Origin of the sequence: Beijerinckia mobilis (assembly GCF_000745425.1) — a bacterium.
GTDB lineage: Bacteria > Pseudomonadota > Alphaproteobacteria > Rhizobiales > Beijerinckiaceae > Beijerinckia > Beijerinckia mobilis.
On the sequence record NZ_JQJH01000004.1, the window covers coordinates 38,182 to 64,556 of the forward strand.

The following is a 26,375-nucleotide window of genomic DNA, read 5'->3' on the forward strand; positions in this document are numbered from 1 at the left end:
GCATTATCATGGCCGTTAACGGATCAACGAACGGAACTGCGGCGCCCGCCTATAACGGGAATGCCTATCCGATCACCGATCACACGTTTGATGTCGTCATCGTTGGCGCGGGCGGGGCCGGTCTTCGCGCGACGGTTGGCTGTTCCCAGGCGGGTCTTCGTACGGCCTGCATCTCCAAGGTGTTTCCGACGCGTTCGCATACCGTTGCCGCGCAGGGCGGTGTCGCCGCCTCGCTCGCGAATATGGGGCCGGACAATTGGAAATGGCACATGTACGATACCGTCAAGGGATCGGACTGGCTGGGTGATCAGGATTCCATCGAATATATGGTGCGCAACGCGCCGGCCGCCGTTTATGAACTCGAACATTGGGGCGTGCCCTTCTCCCGCACCGAGGATGGCCGCATCTATCAGCGCCCCTTCGGCGGCATGACCACCGATTTCGGCAAGGGTCCGCCAGCGCAGCGCACCTGCGCCGCCGCCGACCGCACGGGTCACGCCATTTTGCATACGCTTTATGGTCAGGCACTGCGCAACCACACCGAATTCTTCATCGAATATTTCGCCATCGACCTGATCATGGAGGATGGCGTTTGCCGCGGCGTCGTCTGCCTGAAGCTCGATGACGGCACGATTCACCGTTTCCGTTCCCAGCTCGTCATTCTCGCCACCGGCGGTTATGGCCGCGCCTATTTCTCGGCGACTTCGGCGCATACCTGCACGGGTGACGGCAATGCCATGGTGCTGCGTGCCGGCTTGCCGCTGCAGGACATGGAATTCGTCCAGTTCCATCCGACCGGCATCTATGGCGCGGGCTGCCTCATCACGGAGGGTGCGCGCGGCGAGGGTGGTTATCTCACCAATTCGGCGGGCGAACGCTTCATGGAACGCTATGCGCCTTCAGTGAAGGATCTCGCCCCGCGCGACATGGTCTCGCGCGCCATGACCATGGAGATCCGCGAGGGACGCGGCGTCGGTAAGAACAAGGATCACATCTTCCTGCATCTCGATCACCTCGATCCGAAGATCCTGCACGAACGTCTTCCCGGCATTTCGGAAAGCGCGCGGATCTTCGCGGGCGTCGATGTCACCAAGGAACCGATCCCGGTCCTGCCGACGGTGCATTACAATATGGGCGGCATTCCGACCAATTATCATGGCGAAGTGGTCATCAAAAAAGGCGACGATCCAGACGTCGTGGTGCCCGGCCTGATGGCGCTCGGCGAGGCTGCCTGCGTCTCCGTCCATGGCGCAAACCGTCTCGGCTCGAATTCGCTGATCGATCTCGTCGTTTTCGGCCGCGCCGCGGGTCTGCGCGCCGCTGAAATCGTGACGGCAGGTGCGAAGCAGCCGGAGCTTCCTGCCGATTCGGCGGATCTGGCGCTGTCGCGGCTCGATCATTTCCGTTTCGCCAAGGGCAGCCTGCCGACTGCGGAACTGCGTCTGCAGATGCAGCGCGTCATGCAGAACAATTGCGCGGTCTATCGGACCGGCGAGACGCTTCAGGAAGGCTCCAAGCTCATCCATGAAGTCTGGGCCGCGAAGGACCAGATCGGCGTGACCGATCGCGGCCTGATCTGGAACAGCGATCTCGTCGAAACGCTGGAATTCGATAATCTCATCGTCCAGGCCGTCGTGACCATGGATGGCGCGGTCAACCGCACGGAATCCCGCGGCGCGCATGCACGCGAGGATTACACCGAGCGCGACGACAAGAACTGGATGAAGCATACATTGGCCTCGATCGATGCCACCGCGCATACGGTGTCCCTCGATTACCGTCCGGTGCACAGCTACACGATGACGAACGAGATGCAATATATCGAGCCGAAGGCCCGCGTCTATTAATCCGCCCCATGCTCTTGCAGGGATGCTGAACGCCCCCGTTCGACATCCGAGGTTTTCACGATGGTTCAGCTCACCCTTCCCAAAAATTCCACGATAACCAAGGGCAAGGTCTGGCCGAAGCCGGACGGCGCCAAGAATATCAAGGAATATCAGATCTATCGCTGGAACCCGGAAGACGGGTCCAACCCCCGTGTCGATACCTATTATGTCGACCGTGACAATTGCGCGCCGATGGTGCTCGACGCGCTCATCTACATCAAATCGCATATCGATCCGACGCTCACCTTCCGCAGATCCTGCCGCGAAGGCATTTGCGGTTCCTGTGCGATGAATATCGACGGTACCAATACGCTTGCCTGCACCAAAGGTATGGATGAGGTGAAGGGGGCGGTGAAGATTTATCCGCTGCCGCATATGATGGTGGTGAAGGATCTGGTTCCCGATCTCACCAATTTCTATGCCCAGCATGCTTCGATCGAGCCGTGGCTTCATACGACGACGCCGTCGCCGGAAAAGGAATGGCGGCAATCGCCGGAGGATCGCAGCAAGCTCGACGGGCTTTATGAATGCATCCTCTGCGCCTGCTGCTCGACCTCATGCCCGAGCTATTGGTGGAATGGCGACCGCTATCTGGGGCCAGCCGCTTTGCTGCAGGCCTATCGCTGGTTGATCGACTCTCGCGATGAGACGACTGGCGAGCGCCTCGATAATCTGGAAGATCCCTTCCGTCTTTATCGTTGCCACACGATCATGAATTGCGCCAAGGCCTGTCCGAAGGGGTTGAATCCCGCCAAGGCTATTGCGGATATCAAGAACATGATGGTCGAGCGGCAGCTCTAAGGCATTTTTCGGATTGCTCCCGCGGGCGAGCAGTCGAGGACACAGATGAAGGCCTCCGCGCTGCCAGGGCGCTGGAGGCCTTTCTGTTTTCACGTCCCGAGAGTGTTGTCGGGTCTCGTCCTGATGCCCGTAGCATTGTTGCAATGGAAGATGTCTGTCTCTCCTCGTCCTCGGTCGATGAGGAGCCAAAAAGCCGGTGCTCACGGCGAAATTGACTTAGGCCTTTCAAGATAATGAGATAGGCTCTGGTCTTCTGCCATTCGCGATCTGCGGATAGGCCAAGACAAATCCCCAATGGGAAAAATCAAGAGAATCGGGAGAGAAACGCATGCATGTCACTGCAGATGCAGCGTCGTCCGCCATTGAAGCGGCGCGTCTCAAGGCGCGGGAAATTGGCACGCAAATGTGCATCGCCGTGGTGGATTCCGGCGGCAATCTCAAAGCCTTTCTTCGAATGGACGATGCCTGGGTCGGCAGCATTGATATTGCCATCAAGAAAGCCAAGACGGCTTTATTCTTCGGCATGCCGACGGGAGCGATCGGAGGATTGTCCCAGCCGGGTGGTCCGCTATTCGGGATCGAACATTCCAATGGCGGTTTGATCACCTTTCCTGGCGGCCTGCCGATCGTCGATGATGATGGCGTGCTCGTCGGAGCCATTGGAGTCAGCGGGAGTTCGGTCGAGAATGATCATCTCGTCGCTCAGGCGGGCGTTGCCGTTGTGGGTGTCAGCGATCTGCCAAGCCATCCCTGGCGGACATGAAGGATGAAATCACCACTTCAACGAAAGCGTGGTGGCCGGACCTCGGCCATGGTGCCGAGGAATCAGGACCGGGTCTGCGAATTGAGGGTGAATCAGCCCAATCTTCGTTGACAGGGGCTGCTGGCGGAGTTTTCGTGCCTCCCGGACGTTTAGGCATGGTGGATAATATCGCCACGCTGCACTCTCCCTCGGCAAATGAAGTAAGGACCAACAGTTTAGTCAGACCGCCGAAGTTCCGTTCATCAGGATTATTGATGGCACTTTGATCATTTCATCCTTTCAGTTGGCGAATAGGCAGGCGTTACGTGCTTTCTCCACCAAAGGGCCTTCGCTTTTCCAGCGTCATGGTAAGGTTTTCGTGACGATTTCTGGTCATCATTGCAGCGAAAATTTTTGCTCACACTTGCATCAAATGCCAATGCGCTTTAAGGCTTAGCCTAGAGCGCGGCGGGAAAGGATGTGGCGTTTGGAATTTCGGGATATGATCGCCCGTCTCGCCGGACCTTCATCGATGAAACGTCAGGGCGCCTCTGCCGCTTTCCCGCCACATTTTCTGGCAACGATGAAGGTAGAGAAAGGACAGTCGATGGTTTCAGCCGTGAGATATCAGCTCTCGACCTCGCTTCGCCTGACGGTCGGCTTCACCGCCTGCGTGATCGCCTCTGGTCTCACCTTCGCTCCATCGGCCAGGGCGCAAACTTATCCTTCTCTCGATGCCAAGATCGCGCATTACGCTGCAATCCATGGTGTGCCTGCCCGGCTGGTCCACCGCGTCGTGCACCGGGAGAGCAAGGGAAACCCGCATCTCGTCCACCGTGGTAATATTGGTCTGATGCAGATCAAATATGGCACTGCGCGCAGCATGGGTTATTCCGGAGCCCCGCAGGGTCTCCTGGATGCCGAAACCAATCTTGCCTATGCCGTTCCTTATCTCGCCAATGCCTATCGGCTGGCAGGCGGTGATGAGGACCGCGCCGTTGGCCTTTATGCCGCCGGCTATTATTACACAGCCAAAAGCCATCACATGCTTGCGGACTTGCGCACGGCCGACTCGCCTCCCGTGGTTTCTCCCCTTGTTACCTCGCATCGTGTCGGTCCGCTAAATGTCGCGGATGCCCGCGATATGTCACGCGAGCTGGAACTGGCGCGCACCAATTATCTTGAAAATCGCCAGACTGCTGCCGCAGCGCCGCTGGCTCGGTCTGTTTCAGCCGCTGCGGGTTCCCCTCTGCCACCATCTCGCTCAGCCTCCGTGGGGGAGGGTGCGCGTGGCGACAGGGCTCCGGCTGAATATCAGGTCGCGAGTCTCGATTCCGGCCGTTCCATCGCCGTTTTCAGTGACCAGGCGCCGGAGGTTGCGCCTCTGCCGCCACCGCGTCCCTTCAGCGCTTATTGAGAACGGCCGTATTTTCGACTTGGCGTCATACAAGTCCAGCTCCGCCACGGCGCGGAGCCGCCTGACATGATCCAATCCTTTAGTCTCATGAAATGCCGCTTGCCGTTGGCTGTTGATCCTTGGCAGAAGGAGCCTCCAGCCGATCCTATGGTCGTTTCAGCGGAGCAAGCCATGTTCTATGCGATGAATCGTTTCAAGATCATCAAAGGCGAAGAGCAAGCCTTTGAGGAAAGATGGAAATCGCGCGACAGCCGGCTCAAGGAACTGCCGGGTTTCGTTGAATTCGATCTCCTGCGCGGCCCCGAGACCGACGCCTATACGCTTTACGCGTCGCATACGGTCTGGGCGACCAAGGATGATTTCCTGAATTGGACGAAATCGGAACAATTCCGCGCGGCCCATGCCGGGGCGGGGTCTTCCAAGCCGCTTTATATGGGGCCGCCAGAATTCGAAGGTTTCGAATCCGTGCAAAATCTCAGCAATCGCTCCGCTGCTTAAAGCGGTGATCAGACTGCCTTCAGATCAGCAATTGGCAGGTGAGGCCTCGCTTTGCGAGTGTTCACCTGTGCACTTTGCCGGTGCTCATGACGGTCTTGGTTTGCCTGGAAGGCGGCAGGGCCTATAAAGGCGGCCAGAACCCATTATTCTGCCGAAGATCCTATCATGACGCTTGTGCATCGCCCGATTGAAGCCGGCGACCGGGTCTTCCTGGTCGATGGATCCTCCTTTGTCTTTCGGGCCTATTTCCAGTCGATCCGGCAGGACGCCAAATATAATTATCGCGCCGATCGTCTGCCGACTGGCGCCGTGCGTCTCTTCTGCACCAAAGTGTTTCAGTTCATTCGTGAGGGTGCGGCTGATCTCAAGCCGACGCATCTTGCAATCATCTTCGACAAATCGGAAAATTCCTTTCGCAAGGAAATCTATCCTCCTTACAAGGCCAACCGCTCGGAGCCGCCGGAAGATCTCATTCCGCAATTTCCGCTCATGCGCGCGGCTGTGCGCGCCTTTGGCCTGACGCCCGTCGAGCAGGATCGCTACGAGGCCGATGACCTCATCGCCACCTACGCGGCGCAGGCGCATGCGTGCGGGGCCGAGGTGCTCATCATTTCCGCCGACAAGGATTTGATGCAGCTGATCGAACAGGGCGTCTCGATGTATGACCCGGCCTCCGGCGAGGCGGGAGCGAAAGGCGCCCGTGCCGAGCGCCGCATCGGGCTTGAGGAAGTCGAGGCTTATTTCGGTGTCGGTCCGGAAAAGGTCGTGGATGTCCAGGCGCTTGCTGGCGATTCAACCGATAATGTGCCGGGCGCGCGTGGCATCGGCATCAAGACGGCGGCCCAGCTCATCAAAGATTACGGTGATCTCGACACGCTTCTCAAGCTTGCGCGCGAGATCAAACAGCCGAAACGGCGCGAAATTCTGACCGATCCCGACAGCGTTGCCTTGATCGAAATCTCCCGCAAGCTGGTGACGCTTGTGCGTGATGTGCCGGTCGAGATTCCACTCGCCGATCTCGGCCTTCACGCGCCGGAGCCGGACAAGCTCGTCGCTTTCCTGAAGGCCATGGAATTCACCACGCTGACGAAACGTGTCGCCGAAGCCTATGGCGTCGATCTCGCCAAAGTGGACCCCGACCCCGACTTTTGCGGCCCTGCGGGGTGGCGCGGCCGCAATGGAGAAAGACTCGCTGAGGCAGAGGCTACGCCTGGGACGCCCGAAGGTGAGACCCCGCCGGAAACACCCTCTGGAAAAAAGGGACCGAAGCGCAACGCGCGTTATGGTGAGCCTGTCGAGAAAGAGGCGATTGCGAGCGGGCCAGGCCAACTCGCCGCGACCCGCGCCAAGGAGGAACAGGCGAGGCCGTTTGATGTCGCCTCTTATCGGACCATTGCCGATCTCGCCGAGCTGGATGCCATTATTGCCGAAGCCGCTGCTATGGGCCTGCTCGCCATCGATACCGAGACGAGTTCACTCGATACGATGCAGGCCGATCTCATCGGCATTTCCCTGTGCGTCGAACCGGGAAAAGGCGTGTACATTCCCCTCGGTCACAGGAGCGGGGAGGGGCAGGATCTCTTCGAAGGCAAGGGGCTTCTGCCGGGTCAACTTGATCTGCGCGCCGTGCTCGACCGGCTGAAACCCCTGCTTGAGGATGCCAGTGTCCTCAAGATCGGACAGAACATCAAATTCGACTGGATCGTGCTGAAACAGCATGGCGTCGAGATGCATCCGGTCGATGATACGCTGCTGTTGTCTTATGTGCTCGATGCCGGTCTTACCGATCATGGCATGGATGTCCTGTCGGAGAAACATCTTGGCCATAAGCCGATCCCGTTCAGCGCGGTGGCAGGAAGCGGACGTAATTTCATTGGCTTCGCTCGGGTGCCTCTCGACAAGGCGACGGAATATGCGGCCGAAGATGCCGATGTGACCCTGCGGCTCTGGCGTGTGTTGAAACCGCGCCTGCCGGCGGAGCAAATGGCCACGGTTTATGAAACGCTGGAACGCCCGATGATCGCGGTGCTGGCGCGGATGGAACGGCGCGGCGTCACCATAGACGTGCCGCTGCTCGCGCGCCTTTCGAGCGATTTCGCTCAGGATATGGCGCGTTACGAAGCTGAAATCTACGATCTCGCCGGTGAGAAATTCAATCTCGGTTCGCCGAAGCAATTGGGTGATATTCTTTTCGGCAAGCTCGGCCTGCCGGGCGCGAAGAAGACAGCGACCGGCGCCTGGTCGACAGCGGCGGGAGTTCTCGACGATCTTGCAGGGCAAGGTGTCGAGCTTGCCGCCCGCATTCTCGACTGGCGGCAATTGGCCAAACTCAAATCCACCTATACGGATGCCTTGCCGACCTTCATCAATCCATCGACCGGGCGTGTGCATACATCCTATGCGCTTGCGGCGACGACGACGGGGCGTCTGTCTTCTTCCGACCCCAATTTGCAGAATATTCCGGTGCGCAATGAGGCGGGCCGCAAGATAAGACGCGCCTTTGTCGCGGCGCCCGGATACAGGCTGGTTTCGGCCGATTATAGTCAGATCGAATTGCGCCTTCTCGCGCATATTGCCGATATTGGGCAGCTCAAGCAGGCCTTTGCGCAAAACCTCGATATTCACGCAATGACGGCCTCGGAAATATTCGGCATTCCGGTCGAGGGAATGCCGAGCGAGATCAGACGACGGGCCAAGGCCATCAATTTCGGCATCATCTACGGCATTTCCGCCTTCGGCCTTGCCAATCAGCTCTCCATCCCGCGCGAGGAAGCCGCCGCCTACATCAAGAAATATTTCGAGCGCTTTCCCGGCATCCGCGCCTATATGGATGACACCAAGAAATTCGCGCGCGACAAAGGCTATGTCGAGACGATTTTCGGCAGAAAATGCCATTATCCCCGGATCGGCGCGTCCAATCCTTCAGAGCGCGCCCTCAACGAGCGTGCCGCCATCAATGCGCCGATACAGGGGTCTGCCGCCGACATCATCCGCCGCGCGATGATTCATATGGAAGATGTGCTGGCGGCCGAAAGGCTCTCCGCGCAAATGCTTTTGCAAGTGCATGACGAACTGATTTTCGAAGTTCCCGAGGACGAAGTCGAGGCAACGATCGCCATCGTTCGCAAGGTGATGGTCGAAGCACCTTTGCCGGCTGTCGATCTCTCGGTCCCTCTGCAGGTCGATGCCAAAGCTGCTGGCAATTGGGATGAAGCGCATTGATTGCGCTTCGGGAAATCCACCTCATGTCCGGAGCCTGGTAGCCTTTGTCTGTTTCCGAGTCCTCCTCTCTCTGGCAAGCCGCGCCCTTCGCCGGTCTTCTGCTTTCGATCGCTCTGGGGCCGCTGCTTCTGAGCCACTTTTGGCATGCCAATTACGGCAAGGTGGCCATTGGGTGGTCGCTTCTGGCGATTTGGTTTCTGGTGGAGCACGTGGGCGGCGCGGCTGCTTTTCGCGAGATTCTGACGACACTGATCGATGAATATGTGCCGTTCATCCTGCTAATGTTCGCCTTGTTCACAGCGGCGGGAGGGCTGCTCATTCGCTTTGGCGTGGCCGGATCTGTCTGGTCCAATGCCGGCTTGCTCGCGCTCGGTGCGGGGCTTGCGAGCCTGATCGGTACGACCGGCGCCTCGATGATCCTCATCAGGCCGTTGATCGTGGCCAATCAACATCGGCCGCATAATGCCCATGTCGTGATTTTTTTCATCTTTCTCGTTTCCAATATCGGTGGTCTGCTGTTGCCGATGGGCGATCCGCCGCTGTTTCTGGGTTTTTTACAGGGCGTCGACTTCTTCTGGACTTTGCTTGCTCTGTGGCCGCATTTCCTTCTTTCCGTAGCGGTTCTGCTCCTGATCTTCGTGGCGATCGACTGGTATTTGTTTCGTGAGCCGATCGCGGCAGGAAAAATCGCCGTGCATGGACGCTTCACGCTGCATGGCGGCTTTAATATTCTGCTCCTCCTGTTAGTTGTTGTGACGCTGATCGTCAGCGGCAAATGGCATCCGGGTGTCGGTATCGATGTTTTTGGCGTCTCGATCCCGGCGGAGGCTTTGTTGCGGGATGCGGTGCTGGCCTTGATCGGCTTCCTTTCGCTCGCTTTCACAAAGCAGGAAATCCGCCGCGCGAATGGCTTCGATTTCGAGCCGTTGCGGGAAGTCGCCGAGCTGTTTGCGGCGATCTTCATCTGCATCATTCCTGTCATGGCATTGCTGCATCAGGGTGAGCAGGGACCTTTCGGCTTCCTCATTCAGGGACTTGACGGGCCTGACGGCAAGCCTTTGCCTGGGGCCTATTTCTGGGTCACTGGCCTTTTATCCGCCTTTTTGGATAATGCTCCGACCTATCTTCTGTTCTTTCAGCTCGCCGGCGGCGATCCGCAGATCCTGATGGGCGATCACGCGAGCATTCTCAAGGCGATTTCCTTCGCTGCCGTCAGCATGGGTGCTCTGACCTATATCGGAAATGCGCCGAATTTCATGGTCTATGCAATTGCCCGCAAGGCGGGCATCCGCATGCCGAGCTTTCTCGGCTATATGCTCTGGTCCTGCGGTTTCCTGCTGCCCTTGTTTGGCGCGATGACCTGGCTGTTTTTCGGCAAGCTTTAGCGCATCAGAGGCTCAAGGAACCGGATAGAGTACCTCCTTGCCGGTTCCTGCGGACGTTCCGGGTCTTGCGGGGCGGAATGATCCTATCACTTCAAATATTGAAAGACGGCCGTTTTTGAAACAATGGCCGTCACGCATGTTGCAGCCTGGAAAGCGCGTCGCGTGCGCATCCGACCAGTTTCTCCAGCATTTTGCGCAAGGTTTCCGGATCGCGAACGGGTTCTGGAAAAGCAATCCGTGCCGTGCGGTCGCCGCAGGCAAGATCGAGCCCATCCGGATCGATGCCCGTCGCCCGCCAGTCCCCGTCAGGAGCATCAGCCAGGGCCTTGGCGAGAAGCGCGAGAGCGACGGTGTGATCCGCGTTGAGATGGGTCAGAGCACGGCTTTCCGACGCGATGAGATCGGCGGCATTCTCGATCGATGTCATGATTGCGGCAGCTGGAAACTGGCCAGCCTTTCCGAAGCCGCCGTTGAGATGGGCATGCAGAAGGCGAATGCGGCAGAAGGAAAAATCAGGAAAATCGGCATAAAGCGCGGATTTCGGATGGCGGTTGAGGAACCGCTTTTTGACCGACTCGCGGATTTGGGCATCTTTAACGAGTTCCGCGCGGCCGATCAGAGTGAGGCGCGGATGCGCCAGGGGATCGCCGGCCCCGCCTTGCGCCAAGAGGAGCGAGACGCGATCATCGGCCAGAATATGTTTCGTATGGGTTGCAAGACCCGAGACTAGAAGCAAGGGGGTTCCGTCCGGTTCGGTCGCAACATTGACGAGGCTCGTAAAGGGAAATCCATCTTCCGGCGTGATCGTGGCCAGACTGCCTGCGCGTATCGTGCGTAACAGACGCTTGGCTTCACTTGCCGCATCATAGGATCGAATAATTTCGGACTTGTCTTCGCTTTCCTTGAAAGGCATGGGGCTCACATTCAAGTTCGAAATGATTGAATCAAAAGGAGATCCGACTTATCGGGAGAATTTTGAGGTGTGCAATGGATGGAGGCTTTCAAGGCGATGCCGCTGGCGTCGCGCTGGCCGTAAAGGATGGCACTATCCCTCTTTTGGGATATGTCCCGGTACGTTTCAAGCAATTAATCGTTCGAAAATCATCAATTCTGCTGCCCGCGCAGCGCATTGCGAGCAAATCTTAAGCTGATCTTCGGGAAACCGTTTCGTTTTTCAACCGGTTTCGGGTGGCGAGGTCTCAGGGCTCCGTGCATTGCTTCCAAATCTTTGAATCGATGGCTTCAGCTGAGCGTAAACCATTGGAAATTTTGCATAAGTCCTGGAAAGGATTGCTTCGTGAAGCCGCCTGCCGTAACATGGTGGTAAGGCTTCCGATCGGCAGCCGCGAAGCGAGGTCCCTGCAAATGCTCCGGCTTGAGCGCCTACACGAGTGTTCAGGATCGATCAGCGCCCTCAAAGTCATAGCCGGTTCAGGAAGCGTATAGTTTTGACTTGGAAAGGACTTTCGGGAAGTCCTTCCATCGCCGCCAACTCGCGCCGCCGCCAGATTGATCGTTGGCTGTTCCGGTACGGTGGCGGAACATTGCAGGGACGGTCACATTTCGGCCGTCAATTCCCGCGAACGTAGCAGCACATTTCTTCGAAATTCCCCGAGATCATGCTGATGTTCGCTTCCATTGGCTTTAAAGCCGGCGACTTCTTCGAATGGGATTCTTCATGCCGACCATCGCACTCGTCGACGACGATCGTAACATTCTGACGTCCGTCTCCATCGCACTCGAAGGCGAAGGGTATCGTGTCCAAACTTATACCGACGGTACGACCGCGCTTGACGGTTTGAAATCGAGCCCTGCCGATCTCGCCATCTTCGATATTAAAATGCCGCGCATGGATGGAATGGAACTTCTGCGCCGCCTGCGCCAGAAATCCGATATTCCGGTAATCTTCCTGACTTCCAAGGATGATGAAATCGATGAATTATTCGGCCTCAAAATGGGTGCCGACGACTTCATCAAGAAGCCTTTTTCCCAGCGTCTGCTTGTCGAGCGGGTCAAGGCCATTCTGCGCCGCGCCAATCCCAAGGAAGTCACGCCGCAAAAGGAAACCGAGCTCAAGATTCTCGAGCGTGGCCTGTTGAAGATGGATCCCGAACGTCACACCTGCACCTGGAAGAATGAAGGCGTGACGCTGACCGTCACTGAATTTCTCATTCTGCAGGCGCTCGCGACCCGTCCTGGCGTCGTCAAGAGCCGTAATGCCTTGATGGATGCGGCCTATGACGATCAGGTTTATGTCGACGACCGCACCATCGATAGCCACATCAAGCGCCTGCGCAAGAAATTCAAGGCGGTGGATGATGATTTCGAAATGATCGAAACGCTTTATGGCGTCGGCTATCGCTTCAGGGAATGATCGGTCCAGATTTGCCTATATGGTCCAGCCCGCGCGCTTCCTGCGGGACGCTGCGGATGGGACATGGCTATCGCCTATGGCTCAGGCGCTTTCTTGCACATGCGGCAGCATTTCCTATAATCGCACTTTCTGAAAAGACGGAGCGATGACCCTCGACGCACGGGAAGCTTTCCCCACACGCCCCAATGCCCCGGCCGGCGCAACCTCCAGACGCAATGGGCTCGATACGGCGCGCAGGGCTCGACGGGTCAGGCGGATGCGGCGCGGCGTCATGCGCTATATGCGTTCGCTCTGGCAGGCGCTGACTGCCCGCTTTTCCTCATCGCTGACGCGCCGCATCATCGTTCTTAATATCGGCGGTCTCGTCGCGCTCCTGTTAGGCTTCCTTTATCTCAATCAGTTTCGCGCGGGCCTCATCGACGCGCGCATGCAGAGCCTGCAGACGCAGGGGGAAATCATCGCCGCCGCCATTGCCGCCTCGGCCTCGGTCGAAACCGACGCGATCACTATTGATCCGGAACGGTTGCTCCGGCTCGCGCCGGGGGAAAGCTACGGATTTTCGGACGACCGGCAGCAATCCTTCGAATTTTCCATCAATCCCGAAAGAGTCGGCCCGGTGCTGCGACGGCTCGCTTCGCCGACCCGCACTCGCGCGCGTATCTACGATCGGGATGGCTATCTGCTGATCGATTCAGAATCCTTGACGAGCCGCGGCAATATTCTGCGTTATGATCTGCCTCCGGTGCCTCCGGCTCCCTCCGCGCCCTTCTACGAGCGCTTCTGGCATTTCCTGCATGAGCGGTTTCGCATGACCGAATTGCCTCTCTACGAGGATATCGGCGGGGGCAATGGAAAAGCCTATCCGGAGGTGAGCCGCGCACTCGCCGGCGCGGAACTCTCAGTCGTGCGCCTCAACAACAAAGGCGAGACGATTGTTTCCATCGCCGTGCCCATCCAGCGATTCCGCGCGGTGGGGGGAGCGCTGCTGCTCTCGACACAGGGCGGTGATATCGATCAGATCATCGCTTCCGAACGATGGGCTCTGGTGCGCATCTTTCTCGTCTCCGCCGCCATCATGTTCGTGCTTTCGCTGTTTTTTGCCGGCACGATCGCCGAGCCGATCCGTCACCTCGCCGAAGCGGCGGATCGCGTGCGGCGCGGCACCAAATCGCGCCAGGAAATTCCTGATTTTACCGACCGGGCGGATGAAATCGGTCATCTGTCGGGAGCCCTGCGGGATATGACCCAGGCGCTGTATAATCGCATCGAAGCGATTGAAAGTTTCGCCGCCGATGTAGCGCATGAGCTGAAAAATCCGCTCACTTCCCTGCGGAGCGCGGTGGAAACATTGCCGATTGCCCGCACGCAAGAATCGCAGCAGCGCCTTCTCTCGATCATTAATCACGACGTGAGGCGACTTGATCGCCTGATCAGTGATATTTCCGATGCCTCGCGGCTCGATGCCGAACTGGCGCGTGCCGACATGGATTTCGTCGATCTCGCCAAATTGCTCGAGGCGGTCGTCGGTATGGCCGGCCAGATCGCCCAGGAAGACGGCGTTGCCGTGACGCTCGAAAAGCAGATCATCAAGGACCATGATCATCGGTCGCAGCGGTTGGATTTCTTCGTGCTGGGCTTTGATTCGCGGCTGGGGCAGGTATTCATCAATCTCGTCGATAATGCGCGTTCCTTTTCGTCTCCGGGCAATACCGTGCGCCTGACGCTCCGTCATGCGCGGATCGAATCGGATGGATGGCAGAGCGCCGATGGGATCGAGATCGTAGTCGATGATGACGGTCCAGGTATTCCGGCCGATGCTCTCGAACGGATTTTCGAGCGATTCTATACGGATCGGCCGAACCAGGGGTTCGGTCAGAATTCCGGGCTCGGTCTGTCGATTTCGCGTCAGATCATCGAGGCGCATGGCGGCAGAATCGTCGCGATGAACCGGATCGAACCGGGGTCTGATCGTGCGGATGAGAATGGCGAGCCTTGCGATGGGCAAGAGGATTCTGGCGAAGACGGAGCGGGCGGAAGTGAGGGCGGCCCGAGCGAGGAAATGCCGAGTGCGGAAGGTCAAAGAGGCAAAGTGTGCGGGGCGCGTTTCGTCGTTTGGCTGCCGCTTGTCGCTGCTCCTCCCGTTGCTGCTTCGCTGCTGAAGAAAGCCGATCATGGGCATCATCTCGGCTGGTATGCCTGACGCTTCCAAGGCGGGGCCCTATTGCCATGCGACCGCCGTGGTCATCGGCGAAGCAGGGCTCATCATTCAGGGGGCTTCAGGCTCGGGCAAGAGCAGTCTCGCCCTCGGTTTGCTGGACCGTGCTGCGGATAGAAAGATTTTCGGCCGTCTCGTCGGTGACGACCGTATTCATGTCGCAAGCGTGAATCAGAGGATTCTCATGGGGCCGCATCCAGCCATCGCCGGCCGGCTGGAACAGAGGGGGCGTGGCATTCTGACGCTCCCTTATCTGGGTCGCGCGGTCGCACGATACATTATCTCGATCGAGGCAGAGCCTCTGGCGCGCCTGCCCGACGCGGGTTTGGAAGGGAGGTTACCGGAAATGTTCGTCGCCGGCATCGCTTTGCCCTTGATTCCCTTGGATCCGCGCCAGGGGCCGCTGGAGAGGGTCGCGCAACTATGGTTCGACCTCGCGCAAAGAGGATGGGTGTGACCTTCTGTTCCGACGTGGCGCTGCTCATGCACGCCGCGTGTCATTGAAAGCAGGACCAATTCTCTCCATGATCGAGCATCGGGGCCATATCGGGGGCCATGACGAGAAATTCCTCTCTTTCAATATCATATGATCTTTCATAAAAGATGGCCTGGATATGCCCCCCATATCCTCCGGTCGTTGACCTTGAACCCTTCGAGAGCCGACACGCTTTTCGCCAGCCGACTGGCTTAAGACCCCCTTTCAAGGACCATGGATTCTCTGCCATGCTCAAGACCGCTGCCTTCACCCTCGCGAAGGTCCATGCCTTGGGCGTGGCACTGGCATGATAGGATGATTTCCGATGATCGGTATGGTCCTCGTGACGCATGGGCATCTGGCGACGGAGTTCCGGGCGGCGCTCGAACATGTCGTCGGTCCGCAGGATCAGGTTGCGACCATCTCTATCGGGCCTGACGATGACATCGAGGAACGGCGCAAGGATATCGTGCAGGCGGTGGCGCGTGTCGATTCGGGAGACGGAGTCGTGGTGTTGACCGATATGTTTGGTGGAACCCCCTCCAATCTCGCCATTTCCATCATGAATGGTTCGCATGTCGAGGTTGTCGCCGGCATCAATCTGCCGATGTTGATCAAGCTGGCTTCCGTCCGCGATGTCTGCTCGCTTGAACAGGCGGTGATCCAGGCGCAAGATGCGGGCCGCAAATATATCTATGTGGCGAGCCGTGTTCTGAGCGGCAAATGATCCTGCTGCGGGCACAAGATTATGCAAGATGAAAAGAAAACGAGCGGGGAGTGTGCGTCCGTGGATAGTGAGTGCCCGGAAGATTGTTGTCCCGATTGCGCCGTTCCGGAGGGCGCGCTGGCACGCACGCTGATGATTGTCAATCGCAAGGGTTTGCATGCCCGCGCGACCGCCAAACTGGTTCAATGTATCGACGGATTTGACGCCGAGGTAACGGTCGGCCGCTGCGGCGAAATTGTGGGCGGCACCTCGATCATGGGTATTTTGACGCTCGGCGCGGCGAAGGGAATGACGATTACCGTCAGCGCCACGGGTGTGCAGGCGGAAGAGGTGCTGGAAGCGATTGCCGTGCTGGTCGCCGATCGTTTCGGCGAAGAGGAATGAGACGTTCCAGGTCCTCGTCGCGATCCTCGTGGGGCGCTCAGCTCTGTTCGGGATTTGACGAGCGCCAAGCAGCGCCTCAATGCTATCGAAAAATGCTCTGATTTTTTGAGAGAAGCGTTTCCGGACATCTCGGGAAACGCTTCCCTGTAAAGCATCACTCGCGGGATGACGTCCGAGTGATGCTTCAGGCTTGGAGCCCTTCCGAGATTATCCCTTCTTGTGCCGGCGGATCTCGGTAACGAGGCCCCTCGTGGACGAATCCAGCCCTTCGAGCGAGGTATCGCTGTCACGGATGAGCGGCGTCAGTTCGTTGGCGAGTTCCTTGCCGAGCTCCACGCCCCATTGATCGAAGGAATCGATATTCCAGATCACACCTTGCACGAAGACCTTGTGTTCGTGCAAAGCGATCAATTGTCCGAGCACCCGCGGTGAAAGGCGCTTGTAGAGGAAGGTCGATGACGGGCGGTCGCCCGGAAAGACTTTATGCGGAGCTAGCGCATCGATTGCCGCCTGATCGAGCTTTTGCGCGGTAAGCCGGCTTTTCACTTCTTCGAGGCTGCGGCCCTGCATGAGCGCCTGGCTCTGTGCGAGGCAATTGGCGAGCAGCAATTGATGGTGTTTCGGATCGGCTCCGGAGGGCTGTGCGGCCACGAAGAAATCGACAGGAACGATTTCCGTGCCCTGATGCAACATCTGGAAAAAGGCGTGCTGGCCATTGGTGCCCGGTTCGCCCCAGACGACCGGAGCCGTCGACTGCGTTACCTTTTCGCCTGAAATCTGGATCGACTTGCCGTTCGACTCCATTTCAAGTTGCTGCAGATAGGCAGAGAAACGGTTCATACGCTCGTCATAGGGAATGACGGCCCGTGTCATGTAATGCCAATAATCATGATACCAGATTTCGAGCAGCGCCATCAGTACGGGTACGTTGCTTTCGAGCGGCGCGGTCTGGAAATGCTGATCGATATCCTGGCCGCCGAGCAGGAACTTCTCGAATTTTTCTGCGCCGATGGCGATCACGACGGAGAGCCCGATGGCCGACCAGACCGAATAACGGCCGCCTACCCAATCCCAGAAACCGAACACGCGGTCAGGCTTGATGCCGAAGGCCGCGATCTTGTCGAGTTGTGTCGATACGGCGCAGAAATGGTCTGCTACCGCCGCCTCACCGAGCTTTTCGGAGACGAATTGCCGCGCCGTCTGGGCGTTGGTCATCGTCTCGAGCGTGGTGAAGGTCTTCGAGCAGATGATGAAGAGCGTAGTCGCAAGCGGCAGCTTCTTCAGCTTGTCGCCGAGATCGGCGCCGTCGACGTTCGACACAAAATGTATGGTCAGATGATCGGCGACGAAGGGCGTCAGCGCCGTCACCACCATGCGCGGCCCGAGATCGGATCCACCGATTCCGATATTGACGATATCGGTGAAACGCTCGCCATTGGCGGCCTTGATGGTGCCGTTGCGGACGGCTTCGGCGAAGGCGAAGATTTTCGCCCGTTCGGCGCGGACTGCCGGCATGACATCTGTGCCTTGTGCGAACATCGGCCCGTCATCGAGCTTGCGCAGCGCCATATGGAGGGCAGGGCGGTGCTCGGTGATATTGATCGCCTCACCGCCGAAGAATTTGCTGCGCCTTTCGTCTACGCCCGCTGCGCGGGCAAGGGCGAACAGGAGATCGAGTGTCGTCCGTGTGACGCGATGTTTTGAATAATCGAACAATACGTCATCGAGCTTGATGTGAAAATTCTCGAAACGCTTGGGGTCGACGCGAAAGAGATCCGCGACGGTCTCATGGCTTGCCTCGCGATGCGCCTGCAAGGCCCCGACGGCCTTTGTGATGTCCTCACGGTTCATGAGAGTCCTTCCCGTCTTGGTCGAATCAAATCGGCTCGCCCTTATGGATAATTCTCTTGGCGAATTTTGGAAACAGCACCGAACCGTAAAGCTGTAGGTGGAAGCTCTGGAAGGCAAAAGAAAAAGAGGCCCGCTGGTGCCAGCGGGCCTCTTTAATGATTTTCAAATCTTATGGCGTCACGCGTGCCCTGTGGCGGCGGGTGCCGCCACGGTCACATATTATAGGTTATAGGCGCGTTCCCCATGGCTCGAGACATCGAGGCCTTCGAGTTCTTCCTGCTTGCTGACGCGGAGACCGAAGATCAGATCGACGAGCTTATAGAGGATAGCCGAACCGACGCCTGACCACACCAGCGTATAGACGACAGCCTTGAGCTGGATCAGCACCTGGGCCGCCATATTGTAATCGCCAGCCACAGCGAAACCCGGCTTGGCCAGATAGTCGGTGAGGCCGGTTCCGCCGAGAGACGGCGCGACCACGATGCCGGTGCCGATCGCGCCGACGATACCGCCGATGCAGTGCACACCGAAGACATCGAGCGAATCGTCATAACCCGCCGCTTTTTTGACGACAGCGACAAAGAAGAAGCAGACCGCGCCACCGATCAGACCGAGGATCACGGCGCCGCCAGGACCAGCGAAACCGGCCGCCGGGGTGATGACCACGAGACCCGCCACGGCGCCAGAGACCATGCCGAGCATGGAAGGCTTGCCGGTCTTAATCCATTCCACGATCATCCAGGACAAAGTCGCGGCGGCTGTGGCGATGAAGGTGTTGACGAAGGCGAGCGTGCTCGCTCCGTTGGCTTCGAGTGCTGAACCGGCGTTGAAGCCGAACCAGCCGACCCAAAGAAGGGAGGCGCCGATCATCGTCATGGTCAGCGAATGCGGCGGCTCGATTTCGCGCGGATAGCCGGTACGCTTGCCGATGATCAGGGCGCCCACGAAACCGGCGATACCGGCATTGATGTGGACGACGGTGCCGCCGGCGAAATCCAGCGCGCCGAGCTGGAACAGATAGCCGGCATTGGCGAGCGTGGCGTCAAGATGTGCCTGAGCCGCGGCTTTGGCTTCGTTGCCGGTGGCTTCGGCGAGTGCCTTGGCGGCGGCGGCGAATTCATCCGGACCTGCCCAGTACCAGACGGCGTGAGCGATCGGGAAATAGATGACCGTCAGCCACAGGAGGATGAAGACGAGAAGCGAGGAGAATTTGATGCGCTCGGCGAAGCCGCCGATGATCAGCGCCGGGGTGATGCAGGCGAAGGTCATCTGGAACGCGAGATAAATGAATTCGGGAATGACGATACCATTCGAGAAGGTCGCCACAGTCGAATCCGGTGTCACACCCTTCAAAAGAAGCCGGTCGAAACCGCCAATGAAGGGCGTATAGGTGCCGCCATTGGTGAAGGTGAGTGAATAGCCGTAGAGGAACCATACCACCGAGGCGAGCGCCACTATGGCGAAGACCTGCGAGAGGATCGACAGCATGTTCTTGGTCCGCACCATGCCGCCGTAGAACAGGGCGAGGCCCGGGATCGACATCATCAGAACCAGAGCGGTGGCCACGATCATCCACGCCGTGTCACCCTTGTTGGGAACCGGAGCAGCGGCCGTTTGCGCAAAGGCCGTTTGTGTCAGAAAGAGACCGGATATCAAGGCCGATAGGGCAAAGCCATGGCGTGGCCCCGCTCGTCGCTGCCCTGATGTTTCCCCGATTGAATGCAGGCGCCAGCGAGGCAAAACAAAATTCATGGCATAAATCCCCCTTTTCCGTGTATCGGGCCTGGCGGTTTCAGGAGCGACGCCGCAAGGATACAGAACTGAAACCGCCAGACCGGACGGGCCGGTTTCATCGACAGACTTAATTGCATACCGGAATAGATCGGCGGCCCGAGGTCCATTTCCGGTTGGGCCGGTCTCGCTTCCGAACGGGCGCGATGAGAACATTCCCATCGGATATAGGCCGGGTGACATTCGGCTGGTCAGCCTGCAATGACATTCCCGTCTTGGCACAGACATGAGGGCGATGCCGTCTTTTCCGGCGTGCCCCCATATCAATTGTCGTACCGCTCAAGCCATTTTCCCCTCCGCTGGACCCGCGTCGTGCTGTCACAGGGTTGAAAAGGCTCTTGTTTGATAAAGCGTCTCTGAAACAGCCTCCAGCGCTCCATCGCGGCTTATGAGGTCATAGCGCGTCGAGATCACGTTCGCCGGTCCGAATCCGCACAGCGGATTCGAGGGCGGTCACGAAGATCTTGCCGTCGCCGATCTGGCCGGTGCGGGCCACCGAAGTGATCGCTTCGATGGTCTTGCCGACGAGGTCCGTCGCGACGGCGACCTCGACTTTCAGTTTGGGCAGGAAACTGACGGCATATTCCGCGCCGCGATAGATTTCCGTATGCCCCTTCTGGCGTCCGTAGCCCTTGACCTCGGTGACGGTCATTCCATGGACACCGAGAGAGGTCAACGCATCCCGGACGTCATCCAGTTTGAACGGCTTGATGATCGCCATCACGATTTTCATGTCACTTACCTGTTTGCGCCGGGTCGAACGGAATTTCCGCGACTCAGGCTAAGGGAGAGAACCGGAAAGGTGGGTTCAGTGCCGGAACGAGCCCGAGAGCTCATCTCACCCGGACATGGCCTTAATTCTTTCGGCGAATCGTTGCGCTCCGCAATCATCATCAGCAACAAACTGCAATGTTCGAGCGCAATCAGCCTTATTATCAATCATGGTAGGTGAAAATGCATACCTTCTCCTCACAGGGAGAACCGCTCCCCGAAAACCGCGGGAGCGGATTGATATTTTTGACCCGCCCTGGCCGATAAGACAAGAGCGGACCCAGTGAATTGTCCCATGATCTCATCCGTGTCATGCGGAAAAGCAGTGGGAATTTATGCCATCAAAGCATTTTCGAGCACTTGGCGTCGCGATGCGACTCCTCATCTAGGAGAATGCTTTGGGGCATGCTGTTTTCAGGCCATCTTCCAGATATTTTCCAAGCTCAAGCTTTAGCAAGCCCGGAGGGTTGCCGCAATCGGACAATCTGATGGTCCCACACCAAACTTCTGAATCCAGGGACGGCTTGCATGGAGAATGCCTTATGAGGCTCATCGGCTGCGCTGGCGCATCAATCCTTCCTGGGTGACGCTGGCGACGAGTTGACCATTTTCGCTAAAGATGAAGCCCCTGCTGAGGCCACGGCTATGGCCGGTGAAAGGGCTTTCCGGCGCGTAGAGCAGCCATTCGTCGGCGCGCAAAGGCTGATGCAACCACAGGCCGTGATCGAGACTTGCTGCCTGGATCGTCGGCTCGAACAAGGCCAGGCCGTGGGCCGCCATCGCAGTATCGATGAGAGCGATATCGGACATATAGGCAAGGGCGGCATAATGGATCGCCGGATCATCGGGCAATCGATGTTTGACCCGCATCCAGATGAAAGGAAGATAGTCGCGGGTCTTGCGATTGAAATAATGTTCCGGATCGATAACCCGGATCTCGATCTGCTGTTCGGGAGCGAACCAGAAATGTGCCGCTTTCGGAAGTCCCGGTCCATATTGAGCGAGCAATTGCCTGGGATCGGGCAGCGCTGCCGGTGCCGGGACGCGGGGCATTGCATATTGATGATGCAGTCCCACCTCCGGGGTCTGGAACGAGGCCATGCCGGAAAAGATCAATTGGTTGTTCTGGAAACAATCGACACGCCGCGTCGTGAAACTGCCGCCGTCGCGCAGACGCGTGACCCTGTAATCGAGTGGCGTCGGTGCTTCTCCGCCAAGCAGGAAATAGGCATGGAGCGAATGCGGCGTCCGTCCGGGTGCCGTACGCAGACAGGTGGCGAGGGCCTGCGACAGAACGAGGCCACCGAAAACCCGGTTCCAGCTCGTTTGCGGGCTTATGCCGATAAATCTGTCCGGCTCGATCTCCCGGGGGCAGAGCCAATCGACGAGTTCGGTCAAAAGGAAGAACCTCCCTTATGCGGGCGGGGACGGGCGCAAGGCTGCTTCGACCCGCGGAATGCAAGGCGATGTAAGGGGTGAGGTCGTCTCGCTCGCAAAGAAACGGTCTCGATCCAACCTTACGGTAAGCGAGCGTCGGAACTCCCGCGTCAGGGCTCGTGCCTCATACCGACCGAGGATTGTAGGCGTCTCAGTCGCTTGATCAAGACATCGGCGGTTTCAGGAGCCCGTCGCCATCAGATCGAGAAACAGAGGCTCATCGGGCGATTGCCTCGTCTTCGAGCGGCCGTGCCTCCTCGGGCAGCATGATCGGGATGCCGTCACGAATCGGATAGGCGAGCCGGGCCGCTCGGGAGATCAATTCCTGACGCGCGGCATCATATTCGAGCGTCGTCTTCGTCAGCGGGCACACCAGAATTTCGAGAAGACGCGGATCAATACGCGTCGGCTCGCTGCCAGCTTCGGGCTGTTGCCTTGGTTCCTTGTCGTCGTTTGTTTGCATGAGCCTGAACGAAATTGATTAATGCGTTGCATCAAGGAACGGCTGTCCGCTGAATGCGGCTCCTTTCCAGAGCGGGGCATCGGCGCGGATAGTCTTTGTGCACTGCAATTTTTCTATCGGCTCACGTGGCCAAGGGCAAGGGCAGTGAGGGGTGGATGTGGAGCCTGTATGTTTGCTCCCCCTGTCGAGCGTTTCTATACATTCAAATCCAAAGCGGATGTTTCATCTCGAAAGGCTTCGATTGCTTTATCGACCTCGTGAACGCCGTGCCTGGGGTGTGCGCGCTACTCCATCGGCCTCCTCGGCCTTGGACTGGCTCTTTTCCGGCTCCCTTTCCCAGCCAAAAATGCTGCGGCCACCGTAATTCCAGGCCTTGTCCCGTTCCTGACTGAAAAGCTCGTCGAGCGCCGGCCCGGTCGCGCTTTTTTCGAAACGCCGCGTCTGGTGATCGAGGCGGCGGATGGCATCGAGCTTTTCGTCATTGCCCAATTTCGCCTTGGCAATGGCGGATTTCAAAACCTCGATCGTTTGGTCATAAACCTTGGTGGGAACCGGGAAAGGGTGTCTGTCCTTCCCGCCATGGGCTATGGAAAAGCGCGCCGGATCGGTGAAACGGCAGGGCGTGCCATGAATGACTTCGGCGACCAGGGCAAGCGCGCGCATGGTGCGGGCGCCGACGCCCGGCACGAGCAGCAGTTCGCTGAAATCCTTCGGCCCGCATTCGGCGGCGGCGGCAAGGGCACCATGCAGGCGTGGCAGCAAGACATCCTTGGCACGGACATCATGATGTGCGGGCATGACGAGGTGTGGCAGGAGCAATTGTTCCGGCCGATCCGACTGGATGTGATTTGAAGCGGCGGGGGAGGCGGCAAGGCTCGAGGGTAAGCGATGATGTTCAAGTGCCGCCATTTCGCGGGTGATCCGTTCCGGGCCTTCGCGGAGCAGAACGAGTTGCCCGCGCCGGGAGGCTTCCGCTCGCTGATCGACGAGATTGATGATTTCGCCCTGGTTGGTGCCGTCGATGGCCGAATGCGGAGTATCGACAAAGCTGGCGAGGGTTTCGGAAAGCCAATGATAACGCCTTGCTTGCCGTAAATCTCCATTCATACCCTGCTGCACCACGACCCAACGGCCGTCGTCAGTGACGATGAATCCGTGCAGATAGAGATCGAAACCATCCTGAACGGCGGCGCTGTCTACCTTTGCGACCAGCCGGCTCGCCTGGGCGAGCGCCGCGCCGTCAAGGCCTTTGCGCTCGCCGATCGCGATAAGTTGGCCGGGTGTCTCGCGCGAATGGCGTCCGCGTCCGCCGCAGACATGGATCCCGAGTTCATTTGACAGCGGTGTGAGGCCGCGTTTCAGCGCGCCGATAACACTCGTCGTGATGCCCGAGGAATGCCAGTCCATGCCCATGACTGAACCGAAGGATTGGAACCAGAAAGGATGCGCGAGCCGGCGCAGCAATTCGTCACGGCCATAATGATGAACGATCGCTTCGGCGATGACAGCACCGAGGCGCGCCATGCGCTCGCCAAGCCAGGCCGGAACCCGGCCGTTATGCAGTGGAAGATCGGCGCTGCCGGACCTGCGAACCATGACATCCTTCCTTGCCCTCCCGAACCCGGGCGAGGGCGAACCAGCCAACTGGAAAGCCCGTCTATATCAGGTCTCCTTGATCCCGACTGTCGGGATCAAGGAGACCTGACGGGAAGCCGCCCTCCCCGCAGTCGCGGGAAGCGATGCGCTTTGCGCGATGGCGATGTGATCATTTCATGGACCATGGCTTGCCGGTTTATGCGGGTGGTCACGTTATGCGGGCGGATATCTGGTAATGCCTCCCTGATGCGGATGTGCAGACGCTTCCGTTTGAAAATCGGCTAAAGCTGTAAAATATAGAACACAGATAAAGCTGCAAAATTCCCTGCAGATTATTGCGTTCTGGACGCCCTGATATGGAGTGGCGTGGACGTTTCTTTACCTTGAATGCGGCGTTTCACATAAATGTGAAGCCATACTTCGGCCTTTATTCACAGGCCGATCAAGGCTTTTTGCATGGGGTTCCAAGGTGATGGAGACGGAGTGGTTTCTTTTCTGAAATCAAAAAAATTTGAAACTAAACAAGAAGTTAAAGATGATCAACGGGTACCCGCGGGTCATTTCTCGGATGGTGTTTTTGTCCCACGCGAGGCATTTGTCCTGCAACGGCCGGGCTTGTTATACCGTAGTCTCCACAATATAGCTTGTCTTAAAGCTAAGCTTAAGATATAAATAAAGTAACTCCACAGACTTTATCAACTATACTATCGAAGAGATCCGGGCAATGTCGTCTCATGCAAGAAACTATATAAAGAGTGTCATAAAGCACTCACTGCCTTTCGCTTTGATCTGCCTCTCGCATCAAGCCTCGGCACAATATTTCGAGATCGACAAGGGCCCGTATCCGTTTCAGTTTACTGAGAGAAGCTACGAGTTCCTGCGTAACCCGGATATGCGCCGGACACCCCTCGACCGGATTCATTATATTCCGTTGAACATCACCAATGAATCCTTTGTCAGTTTCGGTGGCACGATCCGCGAGGACGGATGGACCTACCAGAATTCCCGGCATGGCTTTCCGACTGCGCCGCAGAACATGCATGATACGCTTTTGAACTCGCGCATGCTCCTCGATGCCTTCATACATATCGATGAGCATCTGGACGGCCTGGTCGAATTCGGCAGCTTCTACAGCCCCGGCCGCAACCAGCCTTATGGCTCCTCGGATGTCGCTTCGGCGAGGATTCAGCAGGGTTTCGTCGATATCAAAGAGAAGATCGGTACGGCCAATGTTTCGGCGCGATTGGGCCGTCAGGAATTCTTCTTCGGTTCCGGCACCTTCTTCTGGATCGCCAATCGTCAGAATATTCCGCGCAGCTGGGATGGTGCCCTTTTGGATGTCAAATCCGAGGGGAATCGCTTCCAGTTCTTTACTGGCCAGGAAACAGCTCCTGCCTTCGACCCCTTCGTCGAACACACTCATCCTTCCGATGTTACCGGTACACATATAACGACGCCGATTCTCGAGAAGACCTTGAGTGTCGATGAATATTATTATCATATCCATCGGCGTAATCAGACCTATGGTGGCGTTTCCAAGGCGACGGAATTCGGCGATCTGATCGGAATTCGACCTAACGGCCAGGTCGGTAATTTCAAATATGATGCGGATGTCGGCTATAAATTCGGCACGCTGGGGAGCAACCGCATCTCCGCCGTCGGTGCAATGGTCAATACCAGCTACATGTTCAAGGATGTCGATCTGCAGCCGATCCTTGGCCTTCAATTTGGTTATTTCAGCGGTAATAACGGCTATAACACGCATACGATCAGCACGTTCGTCGCTCCCTATCCGCGTGCTGCGACCTTGAACTATGCGGGCCATAATGCGCTGACCAACCTGATCGAAACGACGCCGTCTTTGATCATTAACCCTTCCAAGGAAGTGGCTTTCAGGATTGCCGGTCAGTTTCTGTGGCGCGCCTCGGTGCACGATTACGTTTATTATCCGACCTCGACCGCTTTGACGGCGACCAAGAACAATACGGCCCGCTACATCGGTACCAACCTGTTGGCCAGTGCATCCTGGCTCATCAATCCCAATACGAGGCTCTTCTTCGAATATTTGCATGAATTCGCCGGTCCCGCGATCACGCTCGCAGGCGGCCGAGGATCCGATATCGGCGTCCTACAGCTCGAATTCAACTTTTAAGCGAGAAATCCATTTCCAGATGGTACCAAGCTGTGCGGCACCCCACAGGGCCGCACAGCTTTGCCGTGTCCGTTCGATGAGCCCGCCGGTACTGCAGGGAATTGCGCCCTGCGCCGAAGTGACCGGGCGCTCCTGATTTCACGGCGATTCCCTCAATCGATAAACTGTTCTAAGACCGTGCCCGACGA

21 protein-coding genes are annotated in these 26,375 nt (G+C 57.8%); 14 read left to right on the forward strand and 7 right to left on the reverse strand.

Annotation, left to right across the window (positions count from 1 at the left end; genetic code table 11):
* Positions 1-8: 8 nt before the first annotated feature.
* From sdhA to DL88_RS05665, 8 genes are all read left to right on the forward strand, one after another.
* Positions 9-1,847 carry a succinate dehydrogenase flavoprotein subunit gene (gene sdhA / locus DL88_RS05635; protein WP_034993239.1) on the forward strand — a complete coding sequence of 613 codons (1,839 nt, stop codon included), beginning with the start codon at positions 9-11 and terminating at the stop codon, positions 1,845-1,847.
* Positions 1,848-1,907: 60 nt separating this feature from the next.
* Complete coding sequence (locus DL88_RS05640; RefSeq protein WP_034993243.1) at positions 1,908-2,687, forward strand: succinate dehydrogenase iron-sulfur subunit; 780 nt, start codon at positions 1,908-1,910, stop codon at positions 2,685-2,687.
* A 328-nt stretch (positions 2,688-3,015) separates the two neighbouring features.
* Positions 3,016-3,450, forward strand: coding sequence for a GlcG/HbpS family heme-binding protein (locus DL88_RS05645; protein ID WP_034993246.1), 435 nt, complete (start codon positions 3,016-3,018; stop codon positions 3,448-3,450).
* Complete coding sequence (locus tag DL88_RS20170; protein ID WP_156970958.1) at positions 3,447-3,716, forward strand: hypothetical protein; 270 nt, start codon at positions 3,447-3,449, stop codon at positions 3,714-3,716. Before DL88_RS05645 ends, DL88_RS20170 begins: the two co-directional genes overlap by 4 nt.
* Before the next feature lie 215 nt (positions 3,717-3,931).
* Positions 3,932-4,846, forward strand: a complete 915-nt coding sequence (locus DL88_RS21000) for a lytic transglycosylase domain-containing protein (RefSeq protein ID WP_305953008.1) — start codon at positions 3,932-3,934, stop codon at positions 4,844-4,846.
* Between the two features lie 171 nt (positions 4,847-5,017).
* Positions 5,018-5,344: a heme-degrading protein HmuQ gene (gene hmuQ, locus DL88_RS05655; protein ID WP_034993685.1), complete on the forward strand. Its 327-nt coding sequence runs from the start codon at positions 5,018-5,020 to the stop codon at positions 5,342-5,344.
* A 165-nt stretch (positions 5,345-5,509) separates the two neighbouring features.
* Positions 5,510-8,566, forward strand: a complete 3,057-nt coding sequence (gene polA / locus DL88_RS05660; RefSeq protein WP_034993248.1) for a DNA polymerase I — start codon at positions 5,510-5,512, stop codon at positions 8,564-8,566.
* 44 nt (positions 8,567-8,610) lie between these two features.
* The gene (locus DL88_RS05665) at positions 8,611-9,951 is read left to right on the forward strand and encodes a sodium:proton antiporter (protein ID WP_034993250.1); all 1,341 of its coding nucleotides are present in this window, start codon (positions 8,611-8,613) and stop codon (positions 9,949-9,951) included.
* A gap of 130 nt (positions 9,952-10,081) precedes the next feature.
* Here the strand turns inward: DL88_RS05665 and DL88_RS05670 are convergent, their stop codons facing one another.
* Complete coding sequence (locus tag DL88_RS05670) at positions 10,082-10,864, reverse strand: HugZ family pyridoxamine 5'-phosphate oxidase (RefSeq protein WP_034993253.1); 783 nt, start codon at positions 10,862-10,864, stop codon at positions 10,082-10,084.
* A gap of 765 nt (positions 10,865-11,629) precedes the next feature.
* Between DL88_RS05670 and DL88_RS05675 the strand changes: the two genes are divergently transcribed.
* From DL88_RS05675 to DL88_RS05695, 5 genes are all read left to right on the forward strand, one after another.
* Positions 11,630-12,325 (forward strand): response regulator transcription factor, encoded by a 696-nt coding sequence (locus tag DL88_RS05675; RefSeq protein WP_034993256.1) that lies wholly within the window; start codon positions 11,630-11,632, stop codon positions 12,323-12,325.
* Between the two features lie 145 nt (positions 12,326-12,470).
* Positions 12,471-14,525: a sensor histidine kinase gene (locus DL88_RS05680; RefSeq protein ID WP_370736385.1), complete on the forward strand. Its 2,055-nt coding sequence runs from the start codon at positions 12,471-12,473 to the stop codon at positions 14,523-14,525.
* On the forward strand, positions 14,497-14,997 hold the full coding sequence (locus DL88_RS05685) for an HPr kinase/phosphorylase (RefSeq protein WP_051955641.1): 501 nt from the start codon (positions 14,497-14,499) through the stop codon (positions 14,995-14,997). The genes DL88_RS05680 and DL88_RS05685 overlap by 29 nt, the downstream gene beginning before the upstream one ends.
* Positions 14,998-15,340: 343 nt before the next feature.
* The gene (locus DL88_RS05690; protein WP_034993258.1) at positions 15,341-15,742 is read left to right on the forward strand and encodes a PTS sugar transporter subunit IIA; all 402 of its coding nucleotides are present in this window, start codon (positions 15,341-15,343) and stop codon (positions 15,740-15,742) included.
* 132 nt (positions 15,743-15,874) lie between these two features.
* On the forward strand, positions 15,875-16,126 hold the full coding sequence (locus DL88_RS05695; RefSeq protein WP_245270661.1) for an HPr family phosphocarrier protein: 252 nt from the start codon (positions 15,875-15,877) through the stop codon (positions 16,124-16,126).
* 207 nt (positions 16,127-16,333) lie between these two features.
* Here DL88_RS05695 and pgi read toward each other — a convergent pair whose 3' ends face one another.
* From pgi to DL88_RS05725, 6 genes are all read right to left on the reverse strand, one after another.
* Positions 16,334-17,977, reverse strand: a complete 1,644-nt coding sequence (pgi, locus tag DL88_RS05700) for a glucose-6-phosphate isomerase (RefSeq protein WP_034993265.1) — start codon at positions 17,975-17,977, stop codon at positions 16,334-16,336.
* Between the two features lie 219 nt (positions 17,978-18,196).
* Positions 18,197-19,729 (reverse strand): ammonium transporter, encoded by a 1,533-nt coding sequence (locus tag DL88_RS05705; protein WP_034993268.1) that lies wholly within the window; start codon positions 19,727-19,729, stop codon positions 18,197-18,199.
* A 433-nt stretch (positions 19,730-20,162) separates the two neighbouring features.
* Entirely contained in the window at positions 20,163-20,501 is a 339-nt protein-coding gene (locus DL88_RS05710; protein WP_034993270.1) for a P-II family nitrogen regulator, read from the reverse strand.
* Between the two features lie 587 nt (positions 20,502-21,088).
* The gene (locus DL88_RS05715; protein ID WP_034993274.1) at positions 21,089-21,937 is read right to left on the reverse strand and encodes an acyl-CoA thioesterase; all 849 of its coding nucleotides are present in this window, start codon (positions 21,935-21,937) and stop codon (positions 21,089-21,091) included.
* A gap of 256 nt (positions 21,938-22,193) precedes the next feature.
* A complete protein-coding gene (locus tag DL88_RS05720) occupies positions 22,194-22,439 on the reverse strand; it encodes a Trm112 family protein (RefSeq protein ID WP_034993277.1) in 246 nt (81 codons plus the stop codon).
* Between the two features lie 246 nt (positions 22,440-22,685).
* On the reverse strand, positions 22,686-24,035 hold the full coding sequence (locus DL88_RS05725) for a DUF763 domain-containing protein (protein ID WP_034993278.1): 1,350 nt from the start codon (positions 24,033-24,035) through the stop codon (positions 22,686-22,688).
* A gap of 724 nt (positions 24,036-24,759) precedes the next feature.
* Between DL88_RS05725 and DL88_RS05730 the strand changes: the two genes are divergently transcribed.
* Positions 24,760-26,187: an alginate export family protein gene (locus DL88_RS05730; RefSeq protein ID WP_084704993.1), complete on the forward strand. Its 1,428-nt coding sequence runs from the start codon at positions 24,760-24,762 to the stop codon at positions 26,185-26,187.
* The last annotated feature ends 188 nt before the right edge of the window (positions 26,188-26,375 follow it).